The organism is Acidocella sp., assembly GCF_035535915.1.
Taxonomy (GTDB): Bacteria; Pseudomonadota; Alphaproteobacteria; order Acetobacterales; family Acetobacteraceae; genus Acidocella.
Genome location: NZ_DATLPB010000122.1, coordinates 14,505 through 30,245, shown reverse-complemented (window position 1 = coordinate 30,245; position 15,741 = coordinate 14,505). Strand labels below are relative to the sequence as shown.

General features: G+C 58.7%; 13 protein-coding genes, 4 pseudogenes and 1 other annotated feature. Of the genes and pseudogenes, 8 read left to right on the top strand and 9 right to left on the bottom strand.

The window, feature by feature from the left end:
- Window positions 1-140: 140 nt before the first annotated feature.
- Window positions 141-1,118, bottom strand: coding sequence for an N-acetyl-gamma-glutamyl-phosphate reductase (gene argC / locus VNC39_RS16355; protein WP_325400717.1), 978 nt, complete (start codon window positions 1,116-1,118; stop codon window positions 141-143).
- A 20-nt stretch (window positions 1,119-1,138) separates the two neighbouring features.
- Here argC and VNC39_RS16350 point away from each other — a divergent pair, with 20 nt between their 5' ends.
- The 3 genes and pseudogenes from VNC39_RS16350 to VNC39_RS16340 all read left to right on the top strand — a co-directional run.
- A complete protein-coding gene (locus tag VNC39_RS16350) occupies window positions 1,139-2,092 on the top strand; it encodes a tyrosine-type recombinase/integrase (RefSeq protein WP_325400716.1) in 954 nt (317 codons plus the stop codon).
- A complete protein-coding gene (locus VNC39_RS16345; protein WP_325400715.1) occupies window positions 2,092-2,802 on the top strand; it encodes a hypothetical protein in 711 nt (236 codons plus the stop codon). The genes VNC39_RS16350 and VNC39_RS16345 overlap by 1 nt, the downstream gene beginning before the upstream one ends.
- Before the next feature lie 733 nt (window positions 2,803-3,535).
- Window positions 3,536-3,730, top strand: a pseudogene (locus tag VNC39_RS16340) (transposase); the annotation flags it as partial.
- A 28-nt stretch (window positions 3,731-3,758) separates the two neighbouring features.
- Here the strand turns inward: VNC39_RS16340 and VNC39_RS16335 are convergent.
- The 7 genes and pseudogenes from VNC39_RS16335 to VNC39_RS16310 form a co-directional block, all read right to left on the bottom strand.
- Window positions 3,759-5,210: a hypothetical protein gene (locus tag VNC39_RS16335; RefSeq protein WP_325400714.1), complete on the bottom strand. Its 1,452-nt coding sequence runs from the start codon at window positions 5,208-5,210 to the stop codon at window positions 3,759-3,761.
- A 493-nt stretch (window positions 5,211-5,703) separates the two neighbouring features.
- A pseudogene (locus VNC39_RS17540) lies at window positions 5,704-5,903 on the bottom strand (hypothetical protein); the annotation flags it as partial.
- Complete coding sequence (locus tag VNC39_RS16330) at window positions 5,890-7,113, bottom strand: class I SAM-dependent methyltransferase (RefSeq protein ID WP_325400713.1); 1,224 nt, start codon at window positions 7,111-7,113, stop codon at window positions 5,890-5,892. The pseudogene VNC39_RS17540 and the gene VNC39_RS16330, both read right to left, overlap by 14 nt.
- A 10-nt stretch (window positions 7,114-7,123) precedes the next feature.
- A complete protein-coding gene (locus VNC39_RS16325; protein ID WP_325400712.1) occupies window positions 7,124-8,383 on the bottom strand; it encodes a class I SAM-dependent methyltransferase in 1,260 nt (419 codons plus the stop codon).
- 10 nt (window positions 8,384-8,393) lie between these two features.
- Window positions 8,394-9,452: an NAD-dependent epimerase/dehydratase family protein gene (locus VNC39_RS16320; RefSeq protein ID WP_325400711.1), complete on the bottom strand. Its 1,059-nt coding sequence runs from the start codon at window positions 9,450-9,452 to the stop codon at window positions 8,394-8,396.
- Entirely contained in the window at window positions 9,453-10,229 is a 777-nt protein-coding gene (rfbF, locus tag VNC39_RS16315; RefSeq protein WP_325400710.1) for a glucose-1-phosphate cytidylyltransferase, read from the bottom strand.
- 22 nt (window positions 10,230-10,251) lie between these two features.
- The gene (locus tag VNC39_RS16310; RefSeq protein WP_325400709.1) at window positions 10,252-11,202 is read right to left on the bottom strand and encodes a glycosyltransferase family 2 protein; all 951 of its coding nucleotides are present in this window, start codon (window positions 11,200-11,202) and stop codon (window positions 10,252-10,254) included.
- Between the two features lie 318 nt (window positions 11,203-11,520).
- Here VNC39_RS16310 and VNC39_RS16305 point away from each other — a divergent pair.
- Both VNC39_RS16305 and VNC39_RS16300 read left to right on the top strand, forming a co-directional pair.
- Window positions 11,521-11,721 (top strand): annotated as a pseudogene (locus VNC39_RS16305) (transposase); the annotation flags it as partial.
- Between the two features lie 105 nt (window positions 11,722-11,826).
- Complete coding sequence (locus VNC39_RS16300) at window positions 11,827-12,918, top strand: glycosyltransferase family 8 protein (RefSeq protein ID WP_325400718.1); 1,092 nt, start codon at window positions 11,827-11,829, stop codon at window positions 12,916-12,918.
- A gap of 99 nt (window positions 12,919-13,017) precedes the next feature.
- Window positions 13,018-13,132, bottom strand: a sequence feature (AL1L pseudoknot).
- On the opposite strand, the pseudogene VNC39_RS16295 reads toward VNC39_RS16300, so the two are convergent.
- Window positions 13,025-13,335: pseudogene (locus VNC39_RS16295) on the bottom strand (transposase); the annotation flags it as partial. (Overlaps the previous feature by 108 nt.)
- A 137-nt stretch (window positions 13,336-13,472) precedes the next feature.
- Here VNC39_RS16295 and VNC39_RS16290 point away from each other — a divergent pair.
- The 3 genes from VNC39_RS16290 (at window position 13,473) to VNC39_RS16280 (ending at window position 15,740) form a co-directional block, all read left to right on the top strand.
- Entirely contained in the window at window positions 13,473-13,739 is a 267-nt protein-coding gene (locus tag VNC39_RS16290) for a hypothetical protein (protein WP_325400708.1), read from the top strand.
- A 1,157-nt stretch (window positions 13,740-14,896) separates the two neighbouring features.
- Entirely contained in the window at window positions 14,897-15,343 is a 447-nt protein-coding gene (locus VNC39_RS16285; RefSeq protein ID WP_325400707.1) for a MarR family winged helix-turn-helix transcriptional regulator, read from the top strand.
- Between the two features lie 67 nt (window positions 15,344-15,410).
- Window positions 15,411-15,740: a hypothetical protein gene (locus tag VNC39_RS16280; protein ID WP_325400706.1), complete on the top strand. Its 330-nt coding sequence runs from the start codon at window positions 15,411-15,413 to the stop codon at window positions 15,738-15,740.
- The last annotated feature ends 1 nt before the right edge of the window (window position 15,741 follow it).

The window sequence follows — 15,741 nt, the reverse complement described above, 5'->3', positions numbered from 1 at the left end:
TACCCCGCGCGAGTCGGGACGACGGGCGAGTCGACTCCAACTCATCCCGCTCTAGGTCGTAATGCTGTCGATCATCTGGATGTTGCCTTGGCGCGGCGCCGTAGTGGCGGATTGAACAGCTGCCTGGAGGCCCGCCTTCATCATGGCCAAACAGGTGCACCGTCCAGCCCCGCGGTTTCCGGCAGGCCGCAGATCAGGTTCGCATTCTGCACCGCCTGGCCGGCCGCTCCCTTGCCGAGATTGTCGACCACGCCCATCGCGATCACCAGGTTGCGCTCTGGATCGGCCGCATAACTGACGAACGCGAGGTTCGAGCCGGTCGCCCATTTGGTCTGCGGCGGCTTGTCGGTCACGCGGACGAACGCCCGCCCGGCGTAGAAGCGCCGGGCCGCGTCCAGGCACTGGCCCGTGGTGGCGCGGCCGCGGCAGTAAATGGTGGCGAGTACGCCGCGGGTCATCGGCACCAGGTGTGGCGTGAACACCAGCCCGGCCGCGCTGCCGCCACTCAGCCGCTCGATCGTCTTGGCAATCTCGGGCATGTGGGTGTGCTTGAGCAGACCGTAGGGCAGCAAGTTCTCGTTGCTCTCGGCGTAGCCGAACTTGCTGTCGGCCCCGCCCCGGCCGGCCCCGGAGATTCCGGTCTTGGCGTCGATCACGATGTTGCCAGGCTCGATCAGTTTGTTGGCCAGCAGCGGCGCCAGCGCCGTCAGCGTCGCCGCAGGGTAGCAGCCCGGGTTGGCAACGCGGATCTGACCCTCGATCTGGCCTGGCCAGACGTCGGCCAGGCCATACGCCCAACCCTCGACGTAGCGGTGGTCGCCGCCGATGTCGACGATCTTCACGTCCTTGGGGACGCGCGCCAGCGCCTCGGCCGAGGCGCCCGTGGGCAGCGACGCGAACAGCACGTCGAGCTTCGGCAGGGTCGCAGGGTCCCATTTCTCGATCACCAGCTCGGCCAGCTTGGCCGGCACACCGGGGAAGCGGTCCACCAACCGGCTGCCGGCGCTGCCCTCGCCCGCGGCGTAGACGAGCTCGAAAGACGGGTGGTTCGCGACCAGGCGCATCGCCTCGCCACCGCCAAAACCGCTGATCCCGACAATGCCGACGCGAATGCTCATGGTGGTGTCCTACGGCTGGAGTGAACGAACAAGTACTCGCGCGCAGCATCAGGGATCTGCCAGACATAGTCCACGAGCTGAAGACCAAGAGCATAACCCTGGGCTACGGAGCAGCCAATCGACATGTTAGATTATCTGCCGCTTGGTGCGCGGCGCAGGACTTTATCCCGGTGCCGGCCGCGCCGGCGACAATCGGCGCCTACCTCGCCAGCTTGGCGACGAGCCACGCGCCCAGCACGATCCGCCGCCGGCTCGCAGCGATTGGCAAGATGCACCGGTTTAATGGCCTGCTTTGGAATCCGGCGCATCAGGACATTCAAGCGCCGCTGCGCGGTGTGCTGCGTGCCCATGGCCGTCCACCGAAAAAAGCGCCGGCGCTGACCTTGGACATGCTGCGCCAGTTGGTCGAGACCTGCGACCGTTCGGCGCGCGGCCGCCGTGATCGAGCGTTGCTGCTGCTTGGGTTCGCCGGCGCGCTGCGGCGCTCGGAACTGGTGGCGCTGCAGGCCGACGACGTGACCGAAGTACCCGGCGGCCTACGGCTCTTGATCCGCCGCAGCAAGACAGACGCGGTGGGGCAGGGGGCGGAACTCGGCCTGCCACGCGGCCGCTATCTGACGACCTGTTCGGTCCGCGCCTTTCACGACTGGATGGCGGTCGCTCAACACAAAGCCGGCCCGTTGTTCCGGCGCATCAGCACCGCCGGCACGATCGGCACCGAGGCCCTGAATGCCGACGCCGTCCGGTATATTTTGCTCCGGCGCGCGGCGATGGCGGGATTTCAACTCGACGGCGCAGAGCGCCTCAGTGCGCACGCACTGCGCGTCGAGTTCATCACCGAAGCGTATGCCAAAGGCATGCGTGATGAGGACATCATGCGACACACGCGACACCGCGACCTACGCACCATGCGCGGCTATGTGCAGCGGGCTGGGCTCGTGGCGGAAAGCCCGGCCGGACTGCTGGACCTGTGATGACGCTGCGCTTCCCTTGGGAGACCGTTCCGAACCCGGCGGCGTCAGGCCGCGTCACACCGCACCCAGACGAACGGCCGGCCAAGCGACGCGGGCGCCGGCCGGCTACGGGCGCCGTTTCCACCAGCGATGAGGACTGGTTCTATCATCAGCTGACCATCACCGGGCCGCAGGCCGTCCTCGACAGCTTTGCCGCCGCGGCGTGCGGCGCCGGGGTGGTGCCGTGGGTGCTCGACTATGCCGTGATCGAGGAGGACATTTTCAACCTCGCTGTGGCGCAGCCCGTGGATCGGCGCGGCCTGACGGTGGACGGCTGCCACATTCTGGCCAGGCAGTTTCGTGAGCGGGTCGAGGCCCACCACGCGAAAGCGCTGGCGGTGTGCGGGCGCAGCCGGGCGTCCCCCTTTGACTTGTTTGTCCTGCTCCCGGTGCCGGTCGATCTTCTGCAGCTCGGTCCCCGGCATCCATGCGCCAGATCCTGGTTAGCCACGCGTTGGGGACCAGAAGACAATTTGCGGCAGGTCACCCGGCAGGTGACGGTGAAAGCGCCCCGGCGTCTCCCCGTCGGGCACGGCGTGCTCGGCTACACGTTTTTGAGTTATGCCAGCCCGGCCGCATGCGCCATTAACACGATCGCCACGGCGTGGTCAGGGTTGAATTTCGACCTACGGTATCGACCCACCAGCTGGTCACACGGCTGGATGACGTAGTCTCAACAGGGGAGGGCGATCTCAGCCCGCATCTGGCACTGGCGGGCTATGCCGGCCCGCTCGAGGGGGTGCTGCGGCTCGCGCGGGCACGGACCATCGACCTGACGCAGATTCCGTTACCGGCGCTCGTGGACCAGTTGACCGTCGCCATCGCTCAGGCGCCGCCCCTGCCGCTCAGCCAAAAGGCCGATTGGCTGGTGATGGCGGCCTGGCTGCTGCTGCGCTCGCATCTGTTGCTCCCGTCGGAAGACGTTACCCAGCAACAAGCGACGGCGGAAGCGGGTGAGCTCCGTGACCGCCTTACCGCCCTGGCGCAGATGCAGGCGCTGGTACGATGGCTCGATCGCCGCCTCGTTCTCGGACGCGACGTCTTTGCCCGCGGCCAGCCGGAAGGGGTGATACAGATGGCGGCGCCGGACGGTCAGATTGACGTCATCACATTCTTATGGGCGTGCCTCGACGTGTTTGGCGATACCTGGGACAAAACAGGAGACGAAGCCCAATACGCACCCACGCGACTGCCAATATTTTCCGTGGCGGAGGCACAGACGCGAATCCGCGTTCTGTTAGCCGCGTCGGCAACTTGCCCGCTGACGGCGCTGCTACCCGAGCCCAGAGGCGAAGAATGGCTTCCCAAGATCCGCATCAAACAGCGGCGGCGGTCGGCGCTGTGTAGCGTCTTTGCCGCTTGTTTGGAGCTTGGGAAACAGGGGGAGGTGGCACCATCCCCTATATCCCGCCTACCAAAAACCGCAAGAAAGCGTTGGAATATGACAAAACGCTCTACCGCCAGCGCCGCAAAATCGAGAACATGTTCGCCAAGCTCAAAGACTGGCGACGCATCGCCACACGCTATGACCGCTGCGCCCATACCTTCTTCTCGGCCATCTGCATCGCGGCCTCAGTCGCCTTCTATCTCAAGGAATGAGTCCTGACCCTAGTTGCGGCCCTTTGGGCTACTGGGTCGGTTTAGCTGTTTTCGCTGCGAGCACCTTCGGCGCCGCGAAGGCGGCAAAGCGCGGGAGCGGGGCTTGGGCGGCTCCGGCTTCCCAGCGCTGCCGGCCAGCAGCGGCGATCAGCAACGCCAGCAGCAGATAGAAGTCCGGGGAGGTGATGCTGGGGCCGGAGAGCGCCGCGGAAACCAGGATTCCGACTAGGGCGCCGGCGCAGCCATGAGTGACCATTTTCAGCTCCGGGATGTTCGTATGACGCTGCGCGATCCTAACATGAGCGAGGACGCGCGCCATGAACCAAAGTAGCCCGGCTATCCCCCAGATGCCGATGGCGGCGGAGAGGCCGGGGATCAGGCTTGAAGAGCGGTTGCTGCCCCAGCCGACGCCCAGCCCGTAACTTTCCACCGCCTCATGCAGACTGTCGATATCTGTTGAAGTCCGGTCCTGATACGAGGAGGATTGCTGCTTGGAAAACGTCGCATTGGCGATGGTCACGGCTTGGTGAGTGACGCCGGGGGCAACCGCCGGTACCGCCGTGACGATGATCGCCGTGACCACGCCCACCCCGGCCAAGCCCTTGAGCACACGCTTTTTCAAGGTCGTGGAGCCCACGACGAACGTGTACAGCGCCAAGCCCGCCACCAGGATGCCAAGGGTGGCGTATCCGGTGGTGGAAGTGCAGAGCAGGAGCACGCTCAGGTTCAGGAGCAAAGCGAGGCGGGTCAATAGACGCCTGTCGCCGTTGAAGATCATCCAGGCTGAGGCACCGATGATGCCGCACAGATAGGAGGCGAGCGCCGCGGGTTCGCTGAACGGGCCTGTGATCCGGATGACTGTGCCGATGCTCTCGCCGGAGAGCAGGGCCCAACCGGGATTGGACAGGAAAAATGTGGTGGGGAACCAGATATGAGTGACGTTCGCGACGAACTGCCAAAGTGAGATGAACACCACCATCAGCCCGGCGTAGAGATAGGCGTCGAACACATGCCTCATGTTCGCGCCGATCGTCACCAGGTAGAAGGACGCGGCAATCGTCAGCCCGGCATCGATGATGAGATACATATCCTGGGTATAGTTGCCGGCGTTCGGGCTGAGCGGGCTCAGCACGTTGAAGCCGATCAATTTCTGTGGCCAGACGAAAATCTGGCCCTCGAAAAAGCGCGGCATGAGGAGGGAGCTGACCAGGGCGCCGATCACCACGAGAATAAAGGGCGTCAGGGTCCGCAGAACGCCGTTTCCGGTCGGGTAGCTGGCGCCCAGGATAAGGCGCAGCAGGAAATAGCCGATGAATATGATCGCCGGCAGCAACGGCGGCGCGACACCATAGCTGCCGAGGACGAACACCGCGGCGGCGGCAAAGGTGGAGCCGATAAAGATGAGCTGCAGGAGACGTTTCGGCGTCCGCCAATACAAGAGGCAAAGCGGCAAAATGACCACGCCGAGACCCGTAATCAATTCCTTGATCCTCAAAAGTCGCCTTCCATGTTATCAAAGCACAGGCAGGCGATCAATGTTGCTGTTTCGTTAAGAATGCCCTGGCATGAGCTCATCTCTTAAGGGGCACCGATCCGCCCGGCTATGTCGCGGAAATAGAGTTGCGGATCTTGACGTAAATCTCAGCCCCCCACGACTAGCCGAATTGCCAGGAAAAGGCGTTCCAGCGACGCTCAAACTCCATCGCGAAACGCAGACCTGCCATCGCCGCAGTTTGATCCATTACACCTGACCTATAACGAGACCTTTCGTGAGCGCGGTACAGCCGTTGCGGCCGCCCAGGACAAGGCCGATGTCGTCATCGTCGCCTTTAACGCCGACGCCGCCACCCAGACAATTTTCGCCAACGCCTGAGCCTCAGATGACGCGGATATCGCCATTCTTTCACGAGTTGGCTTACCGCCGACCGGGTTGTCGGCTTCAGCGAGCGGCTCTACTTCCGGCGAAGCCGTGCCCAGGCGCCGCTGCCGATGAAATGGTGAAGCAGGTCATAACTCATGCCGTTATCGCGAAGGTCATCGGTTGAATGATCTTGCGATCGCCGGGGCCAATCAGCACAGCCACATAGGCGGGGCACATCAGCCTGGCAGGATCGCGAAAGAGAGTGCCGCAGGGCGCGGCACTCGCAGCGACGAGCCTGCTAAAGCGCGACAATTTCGGCGGCAACACCGAGCCGCCGAACGGTGTCGCGAATCTCCTGGGTGTATATCCGGTTCATCACGATCACCAGACCCGGATTGAAGTCGCGCAATTCTTCCGGGGCGATGATTTGATGCGCCGTAGCGGGCATGTAATGCCCTTTCCGGTACGGGTTGATATCGACCGCTGCGGCGATTTCGTCATCAAGCCCGAGCGACGTCAGGAACGAGACGGCCTTCGAGCCGGAACCCCACAGCACGACGCGCCGTCCCTGTTGGCGCGCGGTATGCACGCGCGCGCGCCAAACCTGCTTGTGCTGCTCCACGCGTTCGGCAAACGCGGCAACCAATTTGGACAATCGCGCCATGTCTTGTTCCGTCCCGCCATTTTCTGGCGTCGCTGATTTAGTCGCCATCGCTTCGATTGTCAGGTATTGCCCGCCATATTCAGTGCCAACGCTGAGCACGTTGAAGCCGCAATGGCGAAACAGCCGCGCCAGAGAGGTCTCGGAGAAATATGAGCAATGCTCGTAATATATGTCCTCGAAGGCGCAGTCGGTGAGGATACGCTCGGCTTCGGGAATTTTGAAAAACACCGGAATCGGCCGATCATCGGACAGATTACGCCGCAACTTGGACACGAAAACGGCAACATCCGGTATATGTTCCAACGTCATTTTACAGACGACGGCGCTTGCCTCTATATCGCTGTGCGCTGGGCCATAATACTCAGGATACAGCGTCACGCGGTCGGCGTAGGGTGAGTTTTCGATACGATCTCGTCGTGCGCTAGGGTCAACGCCGATGCCGATGACATTTCCCAGTTCGGCCAGCAGCAACAGAAACTCCCCTTTTCCACACCCCAGCTCTAGCACCCGCTTTCCATGCAGGCTATGCCGCTGCAAAAAACGCATAGCGAGATCGCGATGGTACTGCGCAAAAGTCGGTGAAAACCCCTGTGTCTCCTCGTAGCGTCCGGAATATTCGGTCGAGCTTTGCTCAAATGTCATATTATGGATAAAGCCGCAATCCGCACAATAACCGAGCACAATTTGCCCGCGCGGCCAGGCGCGCGCCTGCTCGGCAGTATCAAATAGGAGGCACGAATTGGTCGGGACATTTTCAACACGATAAAACGGCGTTACCCTGCCGCTACCACATGCCGGACAATCCGTATTCAGAATAATATCTGTTGTGTTGGATCCGGTCGTTGGATCGAGGGACATTGCTTTTTTCCTAGATAATTCGCGGCGATGGTACAGGCACGATGAACTTACCCCCTGTCGCTCTATATGCCGCCTGTTGTTCGAAAATTTCGTCTGCGAAGTTCCAGGTTAGAAGCAAGACATAGTCTGGTTTCTCTTCAAGAAGCGCCGATGGGTCACATACCGGAACATGCGCCCCTGGCATAAACTTGCCCTGCTTATAGCTGTTGCGGTCCACGACGAAATCGATCTCCTTGGAAGAAAGGCCGCAATAGTTTAGTAGCGTTGCGCCTTTCGCCGCGGCACCGTAGGCAGCGATACGCTTGCCCTGTGTCTTCAATTCATGCACCAATGACACGAGCTCCGCTTTTTGTGTCGCCACACGATTTGAAAAATCACGAAAGAATTCAAATCTGTTGAGGCCAAGCTCTCGTTCGAGACGAAGTTGTGCCGTAACGCTTTCCGTCACGTTCTCCTTCGGTTCAACAAAAAGCCTCAGTGATCCTCCGTGGATCTTAAGCAACTTGACCCGATTTAAAAACAATCCGTGGCGGCGAAACAGGTTGTCGATCGCGGTAACAGAGAAATAGCAGAGGTGTTCATGATAGATCGTATCAAATTCAACGTGATCTATCAGAGACATAACATACGGCACCTCGATAACCGCGATACCGTTTGGCTTCAAGATTGCTCTCAACCCACGAACAAACCCATTCGTATCCGCGACATGAGCTAAAACATTATTCGCATGGACAACATCCGCGTATTTTCCCTCGGCACAAAGTTTTTCCGCGAGTTCCAGGGTGAAGAAGTCTTGCAATGTCGGCACGCCTATGCATTCCGCCGCCGCCGCTGGTCCTTCGGCAGGGTCGATGCCGAGTACGGGAATTCCGGACTCTTTGTAATTCTTTAGAAGATACCCGTCATTGCTGGCCAATTCTATTACAAGACTCTTGTCGTTAAGCATTCGTGACGCAAGAATTTCCAGAACATTCTCTCGAGCGTGCGCGAGGAGCGCTGGAGAAAAGCTCGAATAATACGGGTAGGCATCGGCGAACAGGATTTCGGGTGCAACCGTCTCGGTGATCTGAACCAGAGCGCATTCTTCACAAAACACGACGTTCAGCGGAAATACCGGTTCGTTTTCGGATACGCTTGTCAGAAGTCTGTCGGCAAGCGGCGTTACGCCAAGATCGAGAAATGAAACGATACGTTTTGACTTGCAGGCGCGGCACGCCGTTTCTGTTCGGGAAATGGCCCGCAGATTGCCCTTGAAGTTTTGAAAATTCATTTCGGCCTCCTCAGGAGGTGGCGTGCGTTTCGGACTGGAAGAGGTCTGCGGTCAATTCACCTCGAGCGATTCTGGCTTTGATATGCGCGATCCGCTTATACGACTCACCTTCGAACGCTTCGACGCTAAGATGATTCGACGTAAAGCTTTCAAGCAGTTGCTCCACCCCGCGCCGGCACGTCCATTGCGGCTTCCAGCCGGGGAATTTGCGGGCGATGTGGTTACAATCAACGCGGTAATTACGAAGGTCTGGAGCGGCATCTTCAGCAAAACAGACGTTCGCTCCCGGCACCGCATCCCGCACGATCAGCGCGATATCCCGAATCTGATAATTTTCGCTGGTCTGGCCGATGTTAAAGGCTTCAAGATGAACATCATCTCGCGGCGCTTCGGCGATGACCGCGTAAGCGAGTGCGATATCGGCGACATGCACGATTGGCCGCCATGGCAGGCCATCGCTTTTCAGCCGCACCTGTCCTGTCGTGAAAGCCCAGGCCGTCAGATTGTTGACGACCAAATCAAAGCGAAGGCGCGGTGAAAAACCGTACGCTGTTGAGGCTCTCAGGAAGGTTGGGCTGAAATGTTCATCGGCCAGCTTGGTGACTTCCTGCTCGACCACGACCTTCGAACGCCCATAAGGCGTCACGGGATTGAACCGGCCCGACTCGTCTATGAACTCGCTTGATGACGCGCCATAGTTGGAGCAGGAGGACGCGAACAGGAAGCGCGGCACGCCGGCCGCTTTTGTCAGCCTGGCAAGACAGATCGAGGCTTCTGCGTTGATCTCGCGCGTCAAATCAGGATGGTAGTCACCAAGAGGGTCATTCGACAGGCCGGCAAGATGGATCACCGCATCAAAGCCAGCGAGCGCGTCGATTGCTGCTGCCTTGTTCGCAACAAAATGACGAATATCCGCTCCCAGTTTCGGCACGTCCGCCACGACGCCGGAAAAGGTGCAGCGCGCGAACAAATCGCTGTCAAGCCCGCTAACGTCATGCCCGCGTGCCAGAAGCAGTGGCGTCAGGATCGTACCGATATAGCCAAGATGGCCGGTGACAAGGAGTTTCATTTACTCGCTCCAGAGTTTCCAGGGGGCCTTTCCGCTTTCCCAATAGGAGGTGAGCAATTGTTTTTCGCGCATCGTATCCATGCATTGCCAGAACGAGTCATGCCGGTACGCCATTAATTGGCCATCCTTGGCAAGACGTGATAGAGGTGCATGCTCGAACATCACGTCGTCGCCATCGATGTAATCAAGAACGGCCGGCTCCAGAACAAAGAATGCGCCATTGATCCACCCTTCACCGAGTTGCGGCTTTTCAGTAAAGCTGGTGATCTGATTTCCTTTGATTTCGAGATGCCCATAACGCGCCGGCGGCCGCACCGCGGTCATCGTTGCGAGCTTGCCATGGGACCTGTGAAATTCAATGAGCTTTGGAATGTTGATGTCGGCCACGCCATCACCCCATGTGACCATCGCCGTCTCATTGCCAAGCCAAGGGCCCAAGCGTTTGATGCGGCCTCCGGTCATGGTCTTCTCGCCAGTTTCCACCAGGTCGACCTTCCACTCCGGCCGGCTGGAATCAGGGTAGGAGACCACCGAACCGGATAGGGTGTTTACCGTCATTGAACAACCAATGGTATAATAGTCGCGAAACCAGCGCTTTATATAATCGCCTTTGTAACCTAGGCCGATACAAAAATTTGAGTACCCCCAATAGTCATAAATTTTCATGATATGCCAAAGTAGGGGCATACCGCCGATCTCGACCATCGGCTTCGGACGTATTGAAGTTTCTTCAGCCAATCGGGATCCAAGCCCGCCTGCCAAAATTGCGACTTTCATCAAAAATCACCTTTGAAAGGGTTCACGAATATTCGCGTCTGCCGAGCAGCCGGCCTGCGCTCCGTTTTATAATCCGTTCGGCGCTCGGGGAAACGAGGCCGGCACATTCCGTGATATACCGGCAAAGTTGCATCGGTTCGATCCCGTACCTAATCACTGCCAGCGTCAATCGAAGCGGAGGGGCAACATTCTGGTGGCGCCACGCGATTTCGAAATAATGGCGTAAAAGATTCAGATGTTCAGCCGCAGCATACCGGCTTTTCGTGCCATTTTGCCATGCGCTTCTTTCTGATTTGGCCAGGTTAATTGATCTTTGTTTATGCTCACGATTAAAGAAAATCGCGGCAGGAACAAATCCGAGCCTCCCGAGCAAGGCCACCTCGGCAAGCAATGCTTTGTCGGAAGAATAATAGGGCCTGTGTAATGTGGTTTTTGCCAAAACATTTTTGCGAAACAGGCCAAATATCGGAAAGCATGTTCCTAGTTGTGCAATCGCCTTGATAAAACGAACAACCGGATCGTCATCCAGAATTTCTGGCATCTCCACGCCGACGGTCGGGATCTCGCGCCCCTCTTCATCAATGCAGACGGTCTTTCCGAAGGCAAGGGCAAGATCTTGATTGCCATCTAGTTTAGAAACAAGGTGCTGAAGAAGTGTGCGGTCGATTTCATCATCATGTGCACACCACTTGAGATATTCGCCTTTTGCCTGCTGAAATCCAAAGTTGTAATTCGCGGCTGCGCCAATATTCCGCGGATGCTTTACAAGCCGAATCCGGCTATCCATCCGCTGATAGGATTCGACGATCTCGCATGTTGAATCTGAAGAGGCATTGTCTGACACGATGAGTTCAAAATCCATAAAACTCTGTGTAAGAATTGACTCAATCGATTTATGGAGAAAATTTTGGCCATTATATACGGGCATGGCGAGCGTCACACGGGGCGTGCTTGACAGGGACTTCCGCGTCATTTTGGCCTCCATGTCGCTTTGGTTTATTCTATATGGAATTTATCCCGATAAAGCATTTATTATGGTATAGGAATAATGTTATAGGAATTGCAAAAAGGTTACGAATCGGTATAAATTAAATTTAAAGAAACAATTCAGCTCCAACGCCCGGCAGATGCGGTACACCACGTTCGTGGTTCCACGGATGCCCCGTTTAACATTGCGTAGGTACAAAAGCACAGGTCAAAGCCCCGGTTCCGCCTATGGGTCAGGACCCATTAAGGCTCTTGACTCGGCGCGCTTTTGTATAATTCTGGACATGGCGAAGGGAGCTTCGCCATGTTTGTTTTGTTTCTGCGGGGTGAGCGCCAGATGGCGCGGATATCGCCGTTCTTTCCGCTTTCTCATGGCGTACCGCGTGTTGACGACCGGCGGGTGATCAGCGGCATTATCTACGGGATTAAGCACGGGCTGCAATGGAAAGACGCGCCGAAAGCCTCCGGCCCACACAAGATTTTCAAGACTTTGGTGCGCTGGAGCATTGCAACACGCTACGACAGGTGCGCACACCTTCTTCTCGGCAATCGGCATCGCGGTTGCTGTAGCGTTCTACCTCAAGGAAATGAGTCCTGAGCCTAGGTGAACATGACAAATGAGCACGTGACGGTTACGACAGTCTCAGACCGAGGCTATCTGCCAGCGGCTTGCTGCCAGTTGAAGTCAGTTTGGGATCATCTGGCTGCCAAAGAGAACATTCGGTTGTGCCTCGTTATTTGCGATGTAAACGCCGAGGATCAACATGAAGTTGAGCAATTCTTTCGCGACCGTAGTATCGCAGCCGAGGTCCTCGTCTGCGATGATCTGGCCAATAACATCAAACCGATTGCAACGAGATGGCCGCGCGCTGCTTACCTGAGATTATATTTTGACTTTATTTTCGGACCCGACAACGAAAGGCTAATTTATTTCGATGCCGATACGCGCGTGTGCGCGCCGCTCGAGCCTCTCCTGGGCGCCAATTTGTACGGCGCACCAGTCGGTGCCGTCCACGACTTCATCTATTATGTGAGTGGCAACATCAAAAGGCGCCGCCGCGATCTGTTCTTGGCGCCCGACGCCCCCTATCTGCAATCGGGCGTCATGATCTTCGATTGGCCCAAGACGCTTGCCGATGGCGGCCTTGAGCGCGCACGGCGCTTTCTTGCTGAGCACCCGGACCGCTGCCTGGAGGCGCCCGATCAGGACGCACTCAACGTGGCCTTCGAGGGAAAGTGGACGCCACTCGATCCGCGATGGAATCTTCACGAACTTTATTTGATGTTTGGGGGCAAGCTTACGCCCTACCTCGAACATTACACCTCGTCCAAACCCTGGTCGCGCCTGCGCCCCGCGGCATGGCGCGAAGCTGCTGCTTGGTATACTGCCGAACTGGCGGGCACGGCATGGGCCGACTTCATTCCCCCCCAATCACCGATCGACATTCTGCGTGAGCGGATTGGATTTTTTCGATACTGCTACGGTTGGCAGATCCGCGATGCGGTTGCGAAACATGCTCCATTCATCCTGGATCGTGCCGATAAGCCGCGCATACGCCCTGAAGACAAACCACTTCCCTGGGCCCCGAAGCGGCGGTCAGATGTAGAGGACATGACGCAAGCACTGATCTTGGAGGCTGCTCAACAGTGCCCGAGACTGCTTCCACCGGAGACTGTGCTTGGCAAGCGCACCGAACGGTGATCCAAATCGGCCTCGCTGACGAAAGCGACGTAGACGAAGCCCGACCAGGTGCTGACGTAGGTGAAGTCCGAAAGCCAGAGCCTGTTTGGGGTCGGTCGACGGGGCGAGGCAACACCCTGCAGATCGGCTCGACCCCATGCGCCTCGCGGTCATCGTCAATGGACGCGATCATCGTTTGAATGGGCGGTCGAGTTCCGCCTGGGCAAAATAAGCGCTCGCCTTGCGCAGGATCTCGTTGGCCTGCCGTAGCTCACGGTTCTCCCGCTCAAGAGCCTTCATCTTTTCGGCCATGTTGGTCGGCACACCGGCTCGCTTGCCGGCATCGATCTCGGCCTTCTTCACCCAATCCGGCAGCGTGTGCGCCGAGCAGCCGAGCTTTGCCGCTATCGACTGACAGGCCGTCCAGCGGGAGGAATGATTAGCGTACGGCGGCGCAGCAATGGCTCGATCAGCGGGGTGGGTATCCGGCGGAGGCTTCCCCAGACGAATATGGCTTCTATATCCGGCAATGCTTCCCGGTTGCGGACGACCGCCGGGCCTTCTTTCAGCAGAAGATGCGCAACGCGCAGCCTCATATCGGCTACCGGCTGCTGGTGCATCTCGCGCAGGTAGAGCTTATCCGTTCCGCCTGGTCGACGAATTTCCACGGGCTGTCCGCGCGTGCGGCGGCTTCGTTCAACCTGACGCCCATCGAGGTCGGAATCGATACGCAGCACCGCCTCCCGCGCAAGACGGCAAGGCATGAGTTGCTTTGCGTCTCGCTGCATGGCGACTACCGGTACAAAGGATGCGCGCGGGGCAGGGGGAACGTCGGAGCGTAATCGGAAAACCCATAGGCGGCAGGCGCCTCTGCCGCCCATGGACTGCCTCCACTAAGCCGCTCACGCGGCTCCGGCAAAAGCCCCAGCTTTTCTGCCATGCCAACGTATATTTGTCCGAAACCCGGGCCCAGGTTGGGGCGGATGCGCTGGTTGCCAATGGCCTGGTGTCGGGCCGCATTCGCACCGGTGCGGTGGGGATTACCAGCGCGCAGTGCAGGGGCCCAATGGCACGCACGTGCGATCCGCGCGGCGCGTGCTGATCCAGATCGTCTAATAAAAACAGGGGTTAGGCCGACGGTTCGGGCTTCCTGGACAAGCGCGGCGGTAGCAAGCCGAGGCTATCGGCTTTTCCCAGCAAGTGCCTGACCGAGAATGGGTGCCATTTGGTGCCGCCGCGCGGCGTGCGCTCATACAGGAGCCGGGCGAGGACAGGGCGGTTATGTGGGGAGAAAACGAGCACTATCTGGGGCCAGATGGACCGTCAAACGGCCGCGTTTGATGCGGGCAAAACGGGCGATTTTGTTGGAAATTCCTGGCCTCGAGGGTCGTCCGACGAAACATCGACCGGTTCCAGCGCTCGGATTTCATCAAGCCAATCGGTGAATAGGCGGGGCGTGTCGGCCGAAGACTACGGGATGGCCGTGGCAGCCCGCATCTCGATGATCTACTGGCTAGGATTACGAATTAAAGTGTTTTTATCGCGAACTAAAAGGTTTTTTATCACGAATTAAAAGGCAAAATGCACCGACAGTCACGGTCAGGTCCTGGATTCTTACGAATTAAAGAACGCGACACTTGCAGGCAACTCTCAGTGTCACAATCCTTTAATCATGCGATTCTATTTCGTGCAATTTCAATAAATTAGACATTGGTCAAAGCCCCCTAATCGCACGGACTGGCGCAAACCATTCAACTCGGCCTTGAATATGCGCCGGCGCCGCCGTTCGATGCGGGGCGCCCGGAAACCGCACCGGCGACAATCCTGGCCGCCTACCGGGAGAGGATGGCGGATATTCTGCCACGCCGCGAGGCGGAGGCCCGCGAGGCCGCCGGCCGCCTTGGTGTTGGGCGGGCATGAGATAATCGCCGCATGCGTCGCGCGCCAGATTTAAAACAGGAAAACTTGCAAGTTTAACTGTGTTGTTGTAGAGGGAGGCATGGATCGATTTTCCGACATGCCAACGCCCCCCGAGACCGCCGTTACCGAACTTTCGCTGGCGGTCGGCCAGCTTTTGCGGCGCCTGCGTGCCGATGCCAACCCTGACGGGCTGACATGGTCCCAGACCATGGCCCTGGCACGGCTTGATAAAGCTGGCCCGATGACGACGGCCGATCTTGCACGGGCAGAGGGGGTCAAGCCGCAATCCATGGGCGCGACCCTTGCCGAGTTGGAAGATGAGGGGCTGGTCTCGCGCCAGCCGCATCCGCGCGATGGCCGGCAGGTTCTGTTCGCTTTGACGGAGAGCGGGACCCAGGCGCGGCATCGGCGCAGTGCAGCGAAACAGAAATGGCTGCTCGAAGCCATGGCCAGACTCACGCCCTCGGAGCGGGAGACGCTGATGTCCGCGGTCGCGCTGATCAAGCGCCTGGGTGAGGCGGAATAGGCCGCTGCACCGGGTCCAACCGCGGAATGGCGGCCGGCATTTATCTTCTGAAAGGGAGCCCGCACTCATGAATTGGCTTCACGACGTATCGTATCTGTTTGGCGGCATTTTTCTCGCCAACGCTGTTCCGCATTTTGTCAGCGGCATGATGGGGCAGGCGTTTCAAAGCCCCTTCGCCAAGCCGCCGGGGCAGGGGCTTTCCTCCTCAACCGTCAATGTTCTCTGGGGGTGTGCGAACTTTGTCTTCGCCTATCTCCTCCTGGCTTGTGTCGGCAATTTCAATCTGCATGCGGCCGATCAAGTGATCGCCGCTGGTGCGGGCGTTCTGCTGATCGGCATATTTTCCGCGCGCACATTTGGGCGCTTCCACGGTGGCCATTTGCCGAAGCGTTCATAAT